This window comes from Tersicoccus phoenicis (assembly GCF_001968835.1).
In the GTDB taxonomy this organism is placed as follows: domain Bacteria; phylum Actinomycetota; class Actinomycetes; order Actinomycetales; family Micrococcaceae; genus Tersicoccus; species Tersicoccus phoenicis.
Genome location: NZ_MRDE01000016.1, coordinates 67340 through 81411, shown reverse-complemented (window position 1 = coordinate 81411; position 14072 = coordinate 67340). Strand labels below are relative to the sequence as shown.

General features: G+C 71.5%; 13 protein-coding genes, 1 tRNA gene and 1 riboswitch. Of the genes, 10 read left to right on the top strand and 4 right to left on the bottom strand.

Features of this window, described 5'->3' with window-relative positions; translation table 11 throughout:
• Positions 1-139: 139 nt before the first annotated feature.
• Both BKD30_RS02960 and BKD30_RS02955 read right to left on the bottom strand, forming a co-directional pair.
• Positions 140-210: transfer RNA gene (locus BKD30_RS02960), tRNA-Gly, on the bottom strand.
• A gap of 125 nt (positions 211-335) precedes the next feature.
• Positions 336-1727, bottom strand: coding sequence for a CAP domain-containing protein (locus tag BKD30_RS02955; protein WP_076701728.1), 1392 nt, complete (start codon positions 1725-1727; stop codon positions 336-338).
• 197 nt (positions 1728-1924) lie between these two features.
• Here BKD30_RS02955 and dcd point away from each other — a divergent pair, with 197 nt between their 5' ends.
• Positions 1925-2506, top strand: coding sequence for a dCTP deaminase (dcd, locus tag BKD30_RS02950; protein ID WP_076701725.1), 582 nt, complete (start codon positions 1925-1927; stop codon positions 2504-2506).
• 30 nt (positions 2507-2536) lie between these two features.
• On the opposite strand, the gene BKD30_RS02945 is transcribed toward dcd, so the two are convergent.
• Positions 2537-3847: an MFS transporter gene (locus BKD30_RS02945; RefSeq protein ID WP_076702147.1), complete on the bottom strand. Its 1311-nt coding sequence runs from the start codon at positions 3845-3847 to the stop codon at positions 2537-2539.
• A 159-nt stretch (positions 3848-4006) separates the two neighbouring features.
• Here BKD30_RS02945 and BKD30_RS02940 point away from each other — a divergent pair, with 159 nt between their 5' ends.
• The 6 genes from BKD30_RS02940 to mnhG are packed head-to-tail and all read left to right on the top strand — an operon-like array spanning position 4007 to position 10384.
• The gene (locus BKD30_RS02940) at positions 4007-6940 is read left to right on the top strand and encodes a Na+/H+ antiporter subunit A (protein ID WP_076701723.1); all 2934 of its coding nucleotides are present in this window, start codon (positions 4007-4009) and stop codon (positions 6938-6940) included.
• A complete protein-coding gene (locus tag BKD30_RS02935; protein ID WP_076701720.1) occupies positions 6937-7464 on the top strand; it encodes a Na(+)/H(+) antiporter subunit C in 528 nt (175 codons plus the stop codon). The genes BKD30_RS02940 and BKD30_RS02935 overlap by 4 nt, the downstream gene beginning before the upstream one ends.
• The gene (locus BKD30_RS02930; protein ID WP_076701718.1) at positions 7461-9083 is read left to right on the top strand and encodes a Na+/H+ antiporter subunit D; all 1623 of its coding nucleotides are present in this window, start codon (positions 7461-7463) and stop codon (positions 9081-9083) included. Before BKD30_RS02935 ends, BKD30_RS02930 begins: the two co-directional genes overlap by 4 nt.
• Positions 9080-9643, top strand: coding sequence for a Na+/H+ antiporter subunit E (locus tag BKD30_RS02925; protein ID WP_076701716.1), 564 nt, complete (start codon positions 9080-9082; stop codon positions 9641-9643). The genes BKD30_RS02930 and BKD30_RS02925 overlap by 4 nt, the downstream gene beginning before the upstream one ends.
• Positions 9640-9900: a monovalent cation/H+ antiporter complex subunit F gene (locus BKD30_RS02920; protein ID WP_076701713.1), complete on the top strand. Its 261-nt coding sequence runs from the start codon at positions 9640-9642 to the stop codon at positions 9898-9900. Before BKD30_RS02925 ends, BKD30_RS02920 begins: the two co-directional genes overlap by 4 nt.
• 49 nt (positions 9901-9949) lie before the next feature.
• Positions 9950-10384 carry a monovalent cation/H(+) antiporter subunit G gene (mnhG, locus tag BKD30_RS02915; protein ID WP_083955956.1) on the top strand — a complete coding sequence of 145 codons (435 nt, stop codon included), beginning with the start codon at positions 9950-9952 and terminating at the stop codon, positions 10382-10384.
• A 73-nt stretch (positions 10385-10457) separates the two neighbouring features.
• Here the strand turns inward: mnhG and BKD30_RS02910 are convergent, their stop codons facing one another.
• Entirely contained in the window at positions 10458-10718 is a 261-nt protein-coding gene (locus tag BKD30_RS02910) for a DUF4235 domain-containing protein (protein WP_076701711.1), read from the bottom strand.
• Between the two features lie 97 nt (positions 10719-10815).
• Positions 10816-10948, top strand: a riboswitch (TPP riboswitch).
• A gap of 37 nt (positions 10949-10985) precedes the next feature.
• On the opposite strand from BKD30_RS02910, the gene BKD30_RS02905 reads away from it, so the two are divergent.
• Genes BKD30_RS02905 through BKD30_RS02895 form a run of 3 tightly spaced genes read left to right on the top strand, consistent with a single transcriptional unit; the run spans position 10986 to position 14064 of the window.
• Entirely contained in the window at positions 10986-11606 is a 621-nt protein-coding gene (locus BKD30_RS02905) for an ECF transporter S component (protein ID WP_076702141.1), read from the top strand.
• Between the two features lie 5 nt (positions 11607-11611).
• A complete protein-coding gene (locus BKD30_RS02900; protein ID WP_083955955.1) occupies positions 11612-13243 on the top strand; it encodes an ABC transporter ATP-binding protein in 1632 nt (543 codons plus the stop codon).
• Positions 13240-14064 carry an energy-coupling factor transporter transmembrane component T family protein gene (locus tag BKD30_RS02895; RefSeq protein ID WP_076701708.1) on the top strand — a complete coding sequence of 275 codons (825 nt, stop codon included), beginning with the start codon at positions 13240-13242 and terminating at the stop codon, positions 14062-14064. Before BKD30_RS02900 ends, BKD30_RS02895 begins: the two co-directional genes overlap by 4 nt.
• The last annotated feature ends 8 nt before the right edge of the window (positions 14065-14072 follow it).

The window sequence follows — 14072 nt, the reverse complement described above, 5'->3', positions numbered from 1 at the left end:
AGCTTAGCGACGGCCACGGACAACGCGGCGGCGACCCCGGGCGTACCGGTCGACGCGGGACGTACCGTGACGGGGAAGCAGCCCCGGACCCGGTCGCCAACGACGTCGGGCCCGTCGCGATGACGGGCCCGACGTGCTGAGCGGCTGACGGGAATCGAACCCGCGTATCAGGCTTGGGAAGCGTGCGCTCTACCATTGAGCTACAGCCGCGTCGACGTGCGTTCCTCGGCTGGGCGCCGGAATCGGCAACGTCACCGGTCAGCCTATCGCACGCCGACCCCGCGGCTCGCACCCGGGGATGGGGGTCGTCGACCGGGCCGGCCGGCGGGCCGCCCTCACTTGAGCAGCAGGTACGGGTTCCAGCCCTGGCCCTCGGTGGTCCGCGCACCCACCCCACCACCGGCGATCCGGTAGTAGGTCAGCACGCCGTTGTACCACTTCGCGACCAGGCCCGTGCTGCCGGCACCCTCGTAGCCGTACAGGGTGCGGGTGGATTTGACCGCGTTCCAGCCCCAACCCAGCTGTCGGCGGGGCTCGGACAGGAACCGGCCCCGGCCGTCGGACCGGTAGAGCAGCATGGTGCCGTCCGGGCGGCGGACCGCCAGGTCGGCGGCTCCGTTGCCGTCGATGTCGGCCATGCTGAACTTGAGGCCCTGCCAACCGCTGCCGATCGGGATCCCGTTGTTCGCGGTACTGCCGACGGGGTTGCGGTAGTAGAGCATCTGCCCGTTCGGTCGGTAGGCCACGATGCCCGGGAAGCGTTCACCGGAGCACCAGTTCCCCACGGTGGCGGTCATGCTCTGCCAGCCGGCGCCGATGCGGACGGCGCCACCGAATCCACCGGTCGGCAGACCCCGGTTCAACGTCAGCAGCCCGGACTTCCAGATGGTGACGACGTCGACCACCCCGTCCTGGTTCCAGTCGGCAGCGAACGCCTCCTTCGCACCGCCGAAGCCGGTCAGCAGGGAGCGGCGCGGCGCCAGCTCGCCTCTGCCCGTGGCGGGGTAGTCCCACAGGGTGCCCGCCGAGTCGACGGCCAGCACGTCCGCTGCGCTGCCGATCGACGCGGCGGCCGGTGGCGTCGTGGTGGCACGACCGGCGACGCCGGCGGGGCAGATCCCGGCCGGCGCCGGCGTCGGTGCGGGTCTGCTGCTCGGGGTCGAGATGACGGTCGACGTCGCGTTGGCCGGCACCGGATCGTACTTGAACAGGTTGACGACGCCGAACATGCTGAACCGGTTCGGTGTGGTCTGCCAGTTGCCGTCGGTGAAGGTGACGCCGACGCCGATCACGTTGAACTCCGGTCGGAGCAGGGCGGCGTTGTGGGCCGGTGAGGTCTTCCACCAGGCGATCAGGTTCGCGACGTTCCGGCTCCAGTCCACGGCGATGATCTCGTTCGCGGCCTGCGGCGAGCCGACCCGTGGGTCGAGCCAGAAGTTGGGCCGGTGGTTGAAGGGCGTCTCGTTCGCGGCGATACGATCTGACCACTCCTGGCTCATCGCCGAGACGGTGGGGCTGTACTTGACCGGTCGGAGACCCTTCTGTGCGCGATACGCGTTGATCCCGTTGAGCAGCTCACGCACCTGGGTCAGGTTGGAGTCACGGACGATGTTGCTCACGGTCGTGGGTACGCTGCCGGGTGCGGCCGTCGCGGTCGGTGCGGCGACGGTCACGGCGGTGATGGAGAACAGGCAGGCCAGCAGGCAGGCCAGGAATCGTCTGGGCATGGGCTTCCTCGGGGCGATGCGGTCGGGCGGCAGAGACGGCTCCCGCTGCCGACCCGAGATCACATCTCCGGCGGCGTTATCGAACAGCAACAGTGAACACGGCGTGTCGTCGGCACGGGAGCTTCCCTTCGTGTGCTATCGACACCGGATCGTGATCGGTAAGCCTCCGTCGGGCACGGTCCGATATCCTGCAGGACGTGCTGCTCTCCGACCGCGACATCCGCCGCCAGCTCGACGCCGGCCGCATCGTGCTCGACCCGCTCGAGGAGGGGATGATCCAACCTTCCAGCGTCGACGTGCGGATCGACCGCTTCTTCCGGTTGTTCGACAACCACAAGTACGCGCACATCGACCCCTCCGAGGACCAGAGCGAGTTGACCCGCCTGGTGGAGGTCGACCCGGAGGAGCCGTTCATCCTGCACCCGGGCGAGTTCGTCCTCGGCTCCACGTACGAGGCGGTGAGCCTGGGCGACGACATCGCGGCGCGGCTGGAGGGCAAGTCCTCCCTCGGCCGGCTCGGTCTGCTGACCCACTCCACTGCAGGCTTCATCGACCCCGGCTTCTCGGGGCACGTGACGCTCGAGCTGTCGAACGTGGCGACGTTGCCGATCAAGCTCTGGCCGGGCTCGAAGATCGGCCAGCTGTGCTTCTTCCGGCTCACCTCCGCCGCCGAGCACCCGTACGGCAGCGGTCCCTACGGCAACCGCTACCAGGGCCAGCGCGGTCCGACGGCCTCCCGCTCGCACCTGAACTTCCACCGCACGCGGCTGCCCCGCTGACGAGGTCCCCGGATCAGGGTGCCGGCCGGCTCAGACGGGCCCGGCGTCGATCGGGTCCGGCTGGGGAGCGTGCTCCGGGGGACGGACGGGCAGCAGGACCAGCAGCCCGGCCAGCAGCACCACCAGGATGCCGAGGATGCCCCACCGTTGCGCCCCGAAGATGGTCACCGCGGCGGCGAACAGGGTGGGGGCGAGGAAGCTGACCGCACGGCCCGTGGTGGCGTACAGCCCGTACAGTTCGCCCTCCTGCCCGGCGGGGGCGAGCCGGCCGAGGAACGAACGTGCCGACGCCTGAGCGGGTCCGACGAACAGGCAGAGGATCAGCCCGCACACCCAGAAGCCGGCCTGGCTCGTCACGAACAGCATTGCGGTGCCCGAGGCGAGCAACCCGGTCAGGGAGAGCAGGATCACCCGGCGGGGGCCGAGCCGGTCGTCCAGGACGCCACCCACCGCCGCGCCGAGGGCGGCGACGACGTTGCCGGCGATCGCGAACACGATCACCTGCTGCAGGCTGAAACCGAAGGTGCCGGACGCGATCACCCCGCCGAAGGTGAAGATCGCCGCCAGACCGTCCCGGAACACGGCGCTGGCGGCGAGGAAGTAGACGGTGTGCGGGCTGCGCCGGTAGAGGGCACGGACCCGGCGCGCCAGCAGCCGGTACGAGGCGAGGAACCCGGTGCGGGTGCCGGCGACGTCCGGGCGGATCTCGGGCACCCGGATCAGCACCGGCAACGCGAACACGGCGAACCACCCCGCCGAGAACAGGGCCACGGCGCGGATGTTGAGGGCGTCCGCGGTGGGGATGCCCAGCAGGTTGGGGGAGACGAAACCGAACAGCACGACCGCCAGGGCGAGGATGCCCCCGAGGTAGCCCATCGACCAGCCCAGGCCGGAGATCCGGCCGATCGTGGCCGGGGTGGAGATCTGCGGCAGCATCGCGTTGTAGTTCACGCCCGCGAACTCGTTGAAAACGTTGGCCACCGCGATCAGGGCCGCGCCGAGCAGCAGGAATTCGGGGGCCGGGCGGACCAGGAAGCACGCGGCCGTGGCGACGACGACGATGCCGGTGTGCAAGCCGAGCCAGAACCGACGCCGACCCGCGAGGTCGGCCCGCTGCCCGGTGACCGGGGCCAGCACGGCCACGGCGAGGCCCGAGGCGCCCAGTGCCCAGCCGAGGACGGACGAGGCGCGCGCCGGGTCGCCGAACGCGGCCGAGGTCAGATAGACGGTGAAGACGAACGTCGTCATCACCGCGTTGATCGCGGAATCACCCCAGTCCCACCACGCCCACGCCAACACGCGACGACGGTCGGGGCGCCCGGGAGCATCAGCGGTGCGCATGGCTGCAGGATAACCCGGTGCCGAGGCGGTGACGGCGGCCTTGATAAGGTGGAGCGACCGCCGCGGCGTCGTCATCCGCCTCGGGCGGGATCGGTCCGCAGCCGGAGCAGGGGCCGGACGTCGCGCGGGCCGCCGTCGAGCGAATCCGAGGAGTGCGCCGTGATCATCGTCCTCGTGATCCACGGTGTGGTCGCTCTCGCCGCCCCCCTTCTCTTCCGTGCCGGCCGCACCGTCGGCTTCGGGGTGCTCGCGGCCGTGCCCGCCGGCAGCCTGGTCTGGTTGGCCACCCAGTACGGTCCCACGCACGCCGGCCCGGGTGCGGCGATCGACGAGGGAGTGCCGTGGATACCGCAGCTGGGCCTCTCGCTCCAGTTCCGGATGGACGCCCTGAGTTGGCTGTTCAGCCTGTTGATCCTCGGCGTCGGTGCCCTGGTCCTGCTCTACTGCACCCGGTACTTCCACCGCGACGACGCGTCCCTGCCGGCTTTCGGTGCCCAGCTGCTCGCCTTCTCGGGCGCCATGGTGGGACTCGTCGTCGCGGACGACCTGATCCTGTTGTTCGTGTTCTGGGAAGTGACGACGATCCTGTCGTACCTGTTGATCGGGTACAACCGGAACAAGCTGGCCGCGCGTCGCTCCGCCCTGCAGGCGCTCGTCGTCACCACCGCCGGTGGCCTGGCGATGCTGGTCGGGTTGGTCCTGCTCGGCTCCGCTGCCGGCACCTACCGGATCTCCCGGATCGTGGCGCTCGGTCCCGACCTGCTGGACCGTGGCCCGGTGATCGGGGTCGTGGTGGTGCTGCTGCTGGCCGGTGCCGTCACCAAGTCGGCACTGCTGCCGTTCCACTTCTGGCTCCCGGGAGCGATGGCGGCGCCGACCCCGGTGAGCGCCTACCTGCACGCCGCGGCGATGGTCAAGGCCGGTGTCTATCTGGTCGCCCTGTTCGCGCCCGTGTTCGGCGAGAGCCCCCTCTGGCGCTGGACACTGCTGGTCGTCGGTGCCGGGACCATGCTGCTGGGCGGCTGGGCCGCCCTACGGCAGACCGACATTAAGCTGCTGCTCGCGTACGGGACGGTCAGCCAGCTCGGTTTCCTCGTGCTCAATGCGGGCGGCGGTACCCGGGAGACCGCCCTGGCCGGGCTGGGTCTCGTGCTCGCCCACGGCCTGTTCAAGGCGACCCTGTTCCTCGTGGTGGGCATCATCGACCATCAGGCGGGCACCCGCGACACCCGCCGCCTGAGTGGGGTCGGGGCGCAGGCCCCCCTGCTCACCGTGGTCGCCGTCATCGGTGCCGCCTCGATGGCCGGCATTCCCCTCCTGGGCGGCTTCGTCGCGAAGGAGTCCGCCTACACGGCGTTCGTGGCCGCGGCGCAGGCCGGTGGCTGGTGGGGTGTTCTCGGCCTGATCGGCATCGTCACCGGCTCGGTGCTGACCGTCGCGTACAGCGGCAGATTCGTGTGGGGCGCGTTCGCGCGCAAACGCGGCGTCGAACCGATTGCCTTCCCCTCGCCGTCCGGACTGTTCCTCGTCTCCCCGGTGCTGCTGACCGTCCTGACCGTCCTCTACGGGGTGCGGCCGGCGCCGGTCAACGACTGGATCCGCCCGTATCTCGCGGGCTTCCCGGCCGAGGGAGCGGATCCCTATCTCGCCGTGTGGCACGGGCTGACCCCGGCACTAGGACTGACCGTGATCACCTTCGCGCTGGGGATCACCCTCATCCTGTTCCGGGAACGGGTCGAACGGATACAGGGGGCGCTGCCCCGGGTGCGGGCGGCCGACATCGTGTACCGCGACGTGATCAACGGTCTGGACGTCGTGGCGGTGTGGGTCACCGGACGCACCCAGCGCGGCTCCCTGGTGTTCTACCTGTTCATCATCCTCGGCGTGTTCGTCGTCGCAGCGGTCGGGGCGGCCGCCCTGGCCGGTGGCCCCGCCGGCAGTGCCGCCGGTCAGCCGCGGTGGCTGCTGGCCGACTCCCCGGTGCAGATCGCCGTCGGCGCCTGTATCGTCTTCGGCGCGGTGTCGGCGGCCCGGGCCAGCAAGAGGTTCCTCGCCGTGCTCATGGTCTCCGTCACGGGGTACGGGCTGGTGGTCGTCTTCGCACTGCAGGGTGCCCCGGACCTGGCGCTGACCCAGCTGCTGGTCGAGACGATCGTGCTCGTCGCTCTGGTGCTCGCGCTTCGCGTGCTGCCCGCCCGGCTGTGGCAGCGCACCCCGTCGGGTTTCCGCGTGGGTCGGCTGGTACTGGCCCTCGCCGTGGGCGCCGGCATGGTGTTCGTCGCGGCGACGGCGATGGCCGCCCGTACCGCCGCGCCGATCTCCCTGGCGTTCCCGGACCTCGCCTACAACGATGGCGGCGGGTCCAACATCGTCAACGTGGCCCTGGTGGACCTCCGCGCGTGGGACACGTTCGGGGAGATCACGGTGCTCGCCGCGGCGGCCACCGGTGTCGCCTCCCTGGTGTTCGTGCACGGTCGCGGTCGGCGGCTGCAGCGTGCGACCGACGAGCACGTCGGGTCGGTCGGCCGCACCCTGGACGTCGGTTCGCGGCGGCTGCAGGTCGCCCGCCGGTTCGCCGACACGGACCGCGAGCCGTGGCTGGTGGCCGGTCGTACCCTGGCACCGGAACGCCGGTCGATCATCTTCGAGGTGATCGCTCGGCTGGTCTTCCACACCATGGTGGTGTTCTCCGTGTTCCTGCTGCTCAGCGGGCACAATGCGCCCGGCGGTGGGTTCGCCGGTGGCCTGGTCGCCGGGCTCGCCCTGACCGTGCGGTACCTGGCCGGTGGGCGGTACGAGCTGGCGGAGGCGACCCTGATGACGGCGGGTCAGCTGCTCGGTGTCGGTCTGCTCATCGCCTGCATCGCCGGGGTGCTCCCCCTGTTCTTCGGCGGTGAGGTGTTCCAGACCGCCATCCTGCAGATGGACTGGATCGTCTTCGGTCGCGTGAAGATCGTCACGTCCACGCTGTTCGACAGCGGCGTCTATCTGGTCGTCGTCGGGCTGGTGCTGGACGTGCTCCGCAGTCTCGGTGCCGAGGTGGACCGGCGCGGTGAGAGTTCGCCCGCCCTGGCGGGGGTGGGGCACCGGTGAGCATCAACCTGACCCTGCTGATCGTCATGGGCGCGCTGTACACGTGCGGGGTCTACCTGCTGCTCGAGCGGTCCCTCACCCGGGTGATGCTCGGGTTGATCCTGATCACCAACGCCACCAACCTGCTGCTGGTCGCCACGGCGGGACGGGTCGGGCTGGCCCCGCTCGTCATCTCCGGCACGCCACCGGACGCGTACACGGATCCCCTGCCGCAGGCGCTGACGCTGACGTCCATCGTGATCAGCTTCGCCGTCACGGCCTTTCTGCTCGGCGTGATCTACCGGTCCTGGATGCTGGCACGCCAGGACGAGGTTCAGGACGACATCGAGGACCGACGCGTGGCCCACCAGGACAGTTATCAGCGCGAGGAGGACTCCGTCATCCCACACGACACCTCCGAGTTCACCGGTGCGGCGGAGACCGCTTCCGCCGAGCAGGAAGAGCGGCCCGGGTCGGTCGGGCACGCCGACGCTCAGCGGGCCGCCGGGAACGCGCACGAGCACCGACGGGGGGTGGACGCATGACCGGTTTCGACCCGTACTCCCTGGCGCCCCTGGCCGTGATCCTGCCCTTCCTCGGCGCCGCCCTCGCGTTCCTGCTGATCCGCCGGCGACGGGCCCAGGCCATCATGTCCAACAGCGTGATGGCGCTCACGCTCGGCCTGGAGAGCTATCTGCTCGCCATCTCGTGGACCAGCGGTCCCCGGTCCATCGAACTCGGGGGCTGGCCGGCCCCGTACGGGATCGTGATGGTGGTCGACCAGTTCTCGGCCCTGATGCTCGTCGTCTCCAGCGTCGTCAGCCTCGCCGTGCTGATCTATGCGACCGCGCAAGGGGCCGCGGACGGGGAGGGCGAAGAACCCATCTCGGTGTTCCACCCGGCGTTCCTGATCCTCGTCGCCGGGGTGTCCAACGCGTTCCTCGCCGGGGACCTGTTCAACCTCTACGTCGGGTTCGAGATCCTGCTCACCGCGAGTTACGTGCTGATCACCCTCGGCGGCACGTCCCCGCGGATCCGCGCGGGCGTCACCTACGTCGTCGTCAGCGTGATCTCCTCGGTGCTGTTCCTGATCGCCATCGCGCTGGTCTACGCGGCCACCGGCACGGTCAACCTGGCCGACGTGGCCGTCCGCCTCGGGTCCCTGGACGGACCCACCCGGACCATGCTGCACCTGATGCTGCTGGTCGCTTTCGGCATCAAGGCCGCCGTGTTCCCGCTGTCCTTCTGGCTGCCGGACTCGTACCCCACCGCGCCCGCGCCAGTGACCGCAGTGTTCGCCGGGCTGCTGACCAAGGTCGGCGTGTACGCCATCGTCCGGCTCGAGACGCTCCTCTTCCCCGGCGACGAACTGAACAACCTCCTGCTGGTGGTGGCCCTGTTCACCCTCGTGGTGGGCATCCTCGGCGCGCTCGCCCAGACGGACATCAAACGGCTGCTCTCGTTCACACTGGTCAGTCACATCGGCTACATGGTCTTCGGTCTCGCCCTCTCCACCGTGGTCGGACTGGCCGCGACCGTCTACTACGTGGTCCACCACATCGTGGTCCAGACCGCGCTGTTCCTGGTCGTCGGGCTGATCGAGCGCCGCGGGGGCACGACGGCGATCGACCGGCTCGGCGGGATGGCGAAGATCGCACCGGTGCTCGCGATCCTGTACTTCATCCCCGCCATGAACCTGGGCGGGATTCCCCCGTTCTCCGGCTTCCTCGGCAAGCTGGGGCTGCTGCAGGCGGGCGTCCAGGACGGTAGCCCCCTGGCGTTGGCGCTGGTGGTGGCGAGTGTGGTGGTCTCGCTGCTGACCCTGCTGGCGCTGGCCCGCGTGTGGAACCGGGTGTTCTGGCGCAGCCCGAAGGACGCCGAGTACCCGGACCCGGTGCTGCTCGCCAGCCGGGACGACGGCGGGTCGGTGCGGACCAGTGCCGTCGTGACGGACGCCGCCCAGGGGCGTTACGCCGGCGCGCGGTCCGTCCGACTGTTGCCGACAGGCATGGTGGGGGCGACCATCGGCATGGTCGCCGTCAGCGTGGCCCTGACCGTTGCCGCCGGTCCGCTGTTCGCGCTGGCCGACTCCGCGGCGTCGTCCATGCTTGCTCGCACCCCGTACATCGAGTCGGTGCTCGGTCCTGGGGCGGTGGGTCGATGACCCGGCAGCGGATCTCCCTGCGCACCGAGGCGCCGCTGCTCGTGTGGCTGGTGCTCGTCTGGGGCGCGCTGTGGCGTGACTTCAGTCCCGGCACCCTGGTGTTCGGGGCGATCCTGGCCCTGGTCGTGGTGCACACGTTCTATCTGCCGCCCGTCCAGCTGGGCGGCCGGTTCAACGTCTGGCAGCTGATCGTCGCCACCGCCGAGTTCGTGCTCAGTCTCACCGTCGCCAGCTTCCACGTGCTCCGGCTCGCACTGTTCCGGGGCGGCTCGGTGCGCAGCTCGATCGTGGCGGTCCCCCTGCGCACCCGGTCGGACCTGATCCTGACCGCGACGGCCAGCATCACGGGCCTGGTGCCGGGATCGGTCGTGATCGAGGTGGACCGGGCCGGGTCGACGCTCTACGTGCACTGTTTGGACGTCGCCACACCGGAGGCCGCCGACGCGGTGCGCGTGTCGGTGCGGGCGACCGAGGCGCGGCTACTGAAGATGATGGGCTCCCGCGAGGAACTGGACCGGCTCGCGTCCACCGAGCGCGCCCGGATCGGCGGCCGTACATGATGCAGGTCGCCGTCGTCGTCAGCGCCGTGCTGCTGGTGGCCGCCGCGGCGGGCGCCATCTACCGACTCGGCCGCGGCCCGTCCCTGCTGGACCGGGTACTCGCGGCGGACGTGCTGCTGGTGATCATCGTCTCGGCGCTGGCCGTGGACGCGATCTACCGGCGCAGCACCGACTCGCTGCCGCTGATGGTCACGATCACCCTCGTCGGGTTCATCGGTTCGGTGGCCGTGGCCCGGTTCGTGGCATCGCGGCGATGACCGGCACGAGAACAGGCGTGAGCGCAGCGGCGGAGCGAAGGAGGAGACGATGAACGAGATTCTCGACGGCGTCGCCGCCGTGTTGATGGTGTTGGGCGCCGCCATGTCACTGGCCGCCGCGATCGGCTTGTTCACGTTCCCGGACCTGATCACCCGGATGCACGCGGCTACCAAACCGCAGGTCTTCGGGCTGCTGCTCCTCCTGCTCGCCGTCGCCCTCGCCCTGCGGGCGTGGACGCTGCTGCCGCTGCTGGTGCTGATGTGGATCTTCCAACTGCTGACCATCCCGGTCGGCGGCCACATGGTGGCGCGGGCCGGCTACCGCACCCGCCACGTGGACCGGCGCGGTGTGGCCATCGACGAGCTGGCGCAGGTGGTGGAGCGGGCCGGGTCGCCCGCACCCGGATCCGCGGCCGGGTCCGGCAGCGCCCCGCCCGCTGCCGGCCGGGTCGACCCCGACCGCGCGTCCCGCGACACGCCCTGACGGTCCGAGGGGACCCGGCGCTCGGCCTCACCCGCATCCGGCCTGCCGGGGGTCCGGAACGGCGGCGGGCGGGTCAGACCTCGCGCGGGTCCCGCATCGAGCGGGAGGCGCGCTGGGTGGTCTTCGCCACCCCGAACTTGATCGCGGTGCTCACCACGGTGGTCAGCACCGCCCAGATCAGGATCTCCTTGATCGTGTCGTCGTCGTTGTCGCCGGGCTTCGTCGGTGCGTCCTTGCCGGTGGCCTTGTGCCAGCCCGCCTGCAGCACCTTGTTCGCCGCCATCACGGCGCCGACCGAGATCCCCGTGCCGGCCAGCTTGATCAGTGTGTCCATCGTGCGCTTTCCCCGTTCCGTCGGCGTCGTGTCGATTCGTGCACAGCTCACCGAATCCTGCTCAGCCTACTGTGAACGTGCGCGTACACTGGTGTCCACCGAACGACAGGGGAGCGCCTCCTGCTCGCGGGCTCCGGCCGGCGGGTGGCCGGCGCTGAGAGTGCGGACCGCCGCAGACCCTCGAACCTGATCCGGCTAGTACCGGCGAAGGGAGTCGAGCTTCTCGAAGCACCTTGCTTCCCCCTCCTGAGATCAGGAGGATCAATGATGAGCACATCCCGCGGATTCACTCCCGCCACCCCCGTCACCGCGAGACGCGGCTGGCGGGTCGTCGACATCATCGTCGCGTCTGTCGTCGGCGTCGCGTGCGGTGTCGTGTTCTGGGCGTGGAGCCAAGGATACGCCGCCGTCGCCGTGGTGACCGCCGCTTTCCCCCCGCTCGGCGGTCTGTACGGCGGCGGCTGGCTGATCGCCGGGGTCGTCGGCGGCCTCATCATCCGCAAACCCGGTGCCGCCCTGTACTGCGAGGTGATCGCGGCGAGCGTCGAAGGCGTGCTGGGCACCTACTTCGGGCTCACCGTCCTCCTCTCCGGGCTGATCCAGGGGGCGGGCGCCGAGCTGGTGTTCGCCCTCGCCCGGTACCGCCGGTTCGGTCTCGGTGTCGCCCTGTTCGCGGGCGCACTGTCGGGGCTGGCCATGGGCATCAGCGAGAACCTGCTCTACAACGTCGAGTGGGCCGTCGGCTGGCAGGTGCTGTACGCCGTTCTCGCGGTCGCCTCCGGCATGGTGGTCGCGGGGCTGCTCGGCTGGCTGGCGGTGCGGGCGCTGGCCGGTACGGGGGTGCTCACCGGGCTCGCCTCCGGCCGGGCCGCGCGGGAGCGGGTCTGAGCGCTGTGCCCGGGCCGGCGCGCGCGGGCAGCCCCATCGACGGCCGGACCGGTCCGCACCCGGCCGCGGTCGAGGCCCGCGGCTGGGGCTGGCGTCACGGCGGACGTCGCGCTGCCGCCGTCGACGGGCTCGACCTGCGGATCGAGCCGGGGGAACGGGTCCTGCTGCTCGGGCCGTCCGGGGCGGGCAAGTCCACGGTCCTGCACGGGCTGGCCGGACTGCTCGACCCCCAGGACGCCGAGTCGCGGGGGCAGTTGCTCATCGACGGGGTGCCCGCGACGGCGGCCCGCGGCCGCACCGGGCTGTTGCAGCAGGACCCGGAGGCGCAGATCGTCCTCTCCCGCATCGGCGACGACGTCGCCTTCGGGCCCGAGAACCTCGCCGTCCCGCGCGAGCTGATCTGGCCCCGGGTCCGGGACGCGCTCGACGCCGTCGGGCTGGCCTTACCGCTGGACCATCCCACCGGCGCGCTCTCCGGCGGCCAGCAGCAACGGCTGGGCCTGGCCGGGTTGCTCGCCATGGCGCCTGGCCTGCTGCTGCTGGACGAGCCGACGGCCAACCTGGACCCGGCCGGCGTGCTGCAGGTCCGGGACGCCGTGGCCGCGGCCCTGGACGCGACCGGTGCCACCCTCGTCGTCGTCGAGCATCGCGTCACCGTGTGGGCGCCGGTGGTGGACCGGGTCGTCGTGCTCGCCGGGGGTGCTGAGCGCAGCGGCGGGATCCTGTACGACGGGCCGATCGAGCAGGTGCTCGGCGCGCATGGTACCGAGCTGGCCGCGGCGGGCATCTGGGTGCCCGGCCACGAACCGGAACTACCCGTCCGCCTCCCCAGCGGCGGGCAGCCACTGCTGACCGCCCGGGATCTCGCCGTCAGCCGGCACGCGCGGGGGTCACGAGCCCGACGCGGCCGGGATCGCGCCGGGCGGAACGACCGGTGTCCGGACCGCGTGGCGGTCGTCGCGACCGGCGTCGATGCGACGCTGGCCGCCGGGCGGGCGCTGAGCATCACCGGGCCGAACGGGGTCGGCAAGTCCACCCTCGCCCTCACCCTCGCCGGGCTGCTGCCGCCCGCCGACGGAACGCTGACGGCGGCGCCCGCGCTCGCCGGGGCCGCGGGCCCGGAGCCGCACCGGTGGCGTCCCGGCGAGTTGATCACGCGCATCGGCACGGTCTTCCAGGAGCCTGAGCACCAGTTCGTGACCGGGACCGTGCGGGACGAACTCGCCTTGGGTCCGCGTCGCGTGGCCCACCGTGCCGGCCGGCAGTCCGCCGGGTGGGAGGCGGCGCTCGACGCGCGGGTGGACGAGTTGCTCGACCGGCTGCGGCTCGGCCACCTCGCCGCGGCCAACCCGTTCACCCTCTCCGGTGGCGAGAAGCGGCGGCTCTCCGTCGCCACCGTGCTCGCGGCCAGTCCGCGCATCGTCGTGCTCGACGAACCGACGTTCGGGCAGGACGCCGTCACCTGGCACCGGCTCGCCGAACTCCTTTCCGGGCTGCTCGACGAGGGCCGGGCCGTCGTCTCCGTCACCCACGATGCCGCGTTCACGGCCGTCCTGGGTGGAGACCGACTGCACCTGCCGGGCCGGTCCTCCGCCGATCCCGCCGGCGCCGCGTCGGCCCGGACGGGGGCCCGATGACGGCGACGGCCGCGCCACGACCGGGCCAGGGGCGCGACGCCCGGGCACGGTCGGTCCTCGCCCGGGCCCACCCGCTGGCCAAGCTCGCCGCCGCCCTGGTACTGACCGTCGCGCTGCTGGCCACGACCGACCCGGTGTGCGCCGGGGTCGCCCTCGTCGGCGAACTGGTCCTGGTGCCGTTGGCCGGGCTGACGCTGCGGACCCTGCTCGTCCGGGGTTGGCCGATCCTGGTCGCCGCGCTGGTCTCCGGATACGGGACGACGGTCCTCGCCCCGCCCTCCGGAGCCGTGCTGCTGCAAGCCGGACCCTTCGACCTGACCAGCGGGGCGCTGACCGCGGGGGTCGGAATCGCGCTGCGCGGTCTGGCCCTCGCGGTGCCCGGCATCCTGCTCCTGGCGACCACCGACCCGACGGACCTGGCGGACGCCCTCGCACAGCGCCTGCACCTGCCGCACCGGTTCGTTCTCGGGGCACTCGCGGCGATGCGTCTGGTCGGGTTGCTGGTGGCCGAGTGGTCGACCCTCAGCATGGCGCGGCGGGCGCGGGGCGTCGGTGCCGGTGCCCGGGGGATCGGCGGAGTGCTCGGCCGGCTCCGGGCCGGTGCGGGTCAGACGGTGGCGCTGCTCGTCCAGGCGATCCGCCGGGCCGGTCGACTGGCCATCACGATGGAGGCCCGCGGATTCGGGTCGGGCCGGCGCACCTGGGCGCGGCCGTCGACGTTCCACCCCCGGGACGCGGTCGTCGTCGCCGGCGGGGTGCTGCTCGCCGTCGTCGCCGTCACCGCGGCCGTGCTCGCGGGCACCTGGAATCCCATCCTCTGACGGGTGCG

Coding starts and splice junctions, on each gene's coding strand:
- BKD30_RS02910 (WP_076701711.1), bottom strand. CDS start 10,718: ATGGACACACTGATCAAGCTGGCCGGCACGGGGATCTCGGTCGGCGCC.
- BKD30_RS02955 (WP_076701728.1), bottom strand. CDS start 1,727: ATGCCCAGACGATTCCTGGCCTGCCTGCTGGCCTGCCTGTTCTCCATC.
- mnhG (WP_083955956.1), top strand. CDS start 9,950: ATGAACGAGATTCTCGACGGCGTCGCCGCCGTGTTGATGGTGTTGGGC.
- BKD30_RS02945 (WP_076702147.1), bottom strand. CDS start 3,847: ATGCGCACCGCTGATGCTCCCGGGCGCCCCGACCGTCGTCGCGTGTTG.
- BKD30_RS02895 (WP_076701708.1), top strand. CDS start 13,240: ATGACGGCGACGGCCGCGCCACGACCGGGCCAGGGGCGCGACGCCCGG.
- BKD30_RS02925 (WP_076701716.1), top strand. CDS start 9,080: ATGACCCGGCAGCGGATCTCCCTGCGCACCGAGGCGCCGCTGCTCGTG.
- BKD30_RS02920 (WP_076701713.1), top strand. CDS start 9,640: ATGATGCAGGTCGCCGTCGTCGTCAGCGCCGTGCTGCTGGTGGCCGCC.
- BKD30_RS02930 (WP_076701718.1), top strand. CDS start 7,461: ATGACCGGTTTCGACCCGTACTCCCTGGCGCCCCTGGCCGTGATCCTG.
- BKD30_RS02905 (WP_076702141.1), top strand. CDS start 10,986: ATGAGCACATCCCGCGGATTCACTCCCGCCACCCCCGTCACCGCGAGA.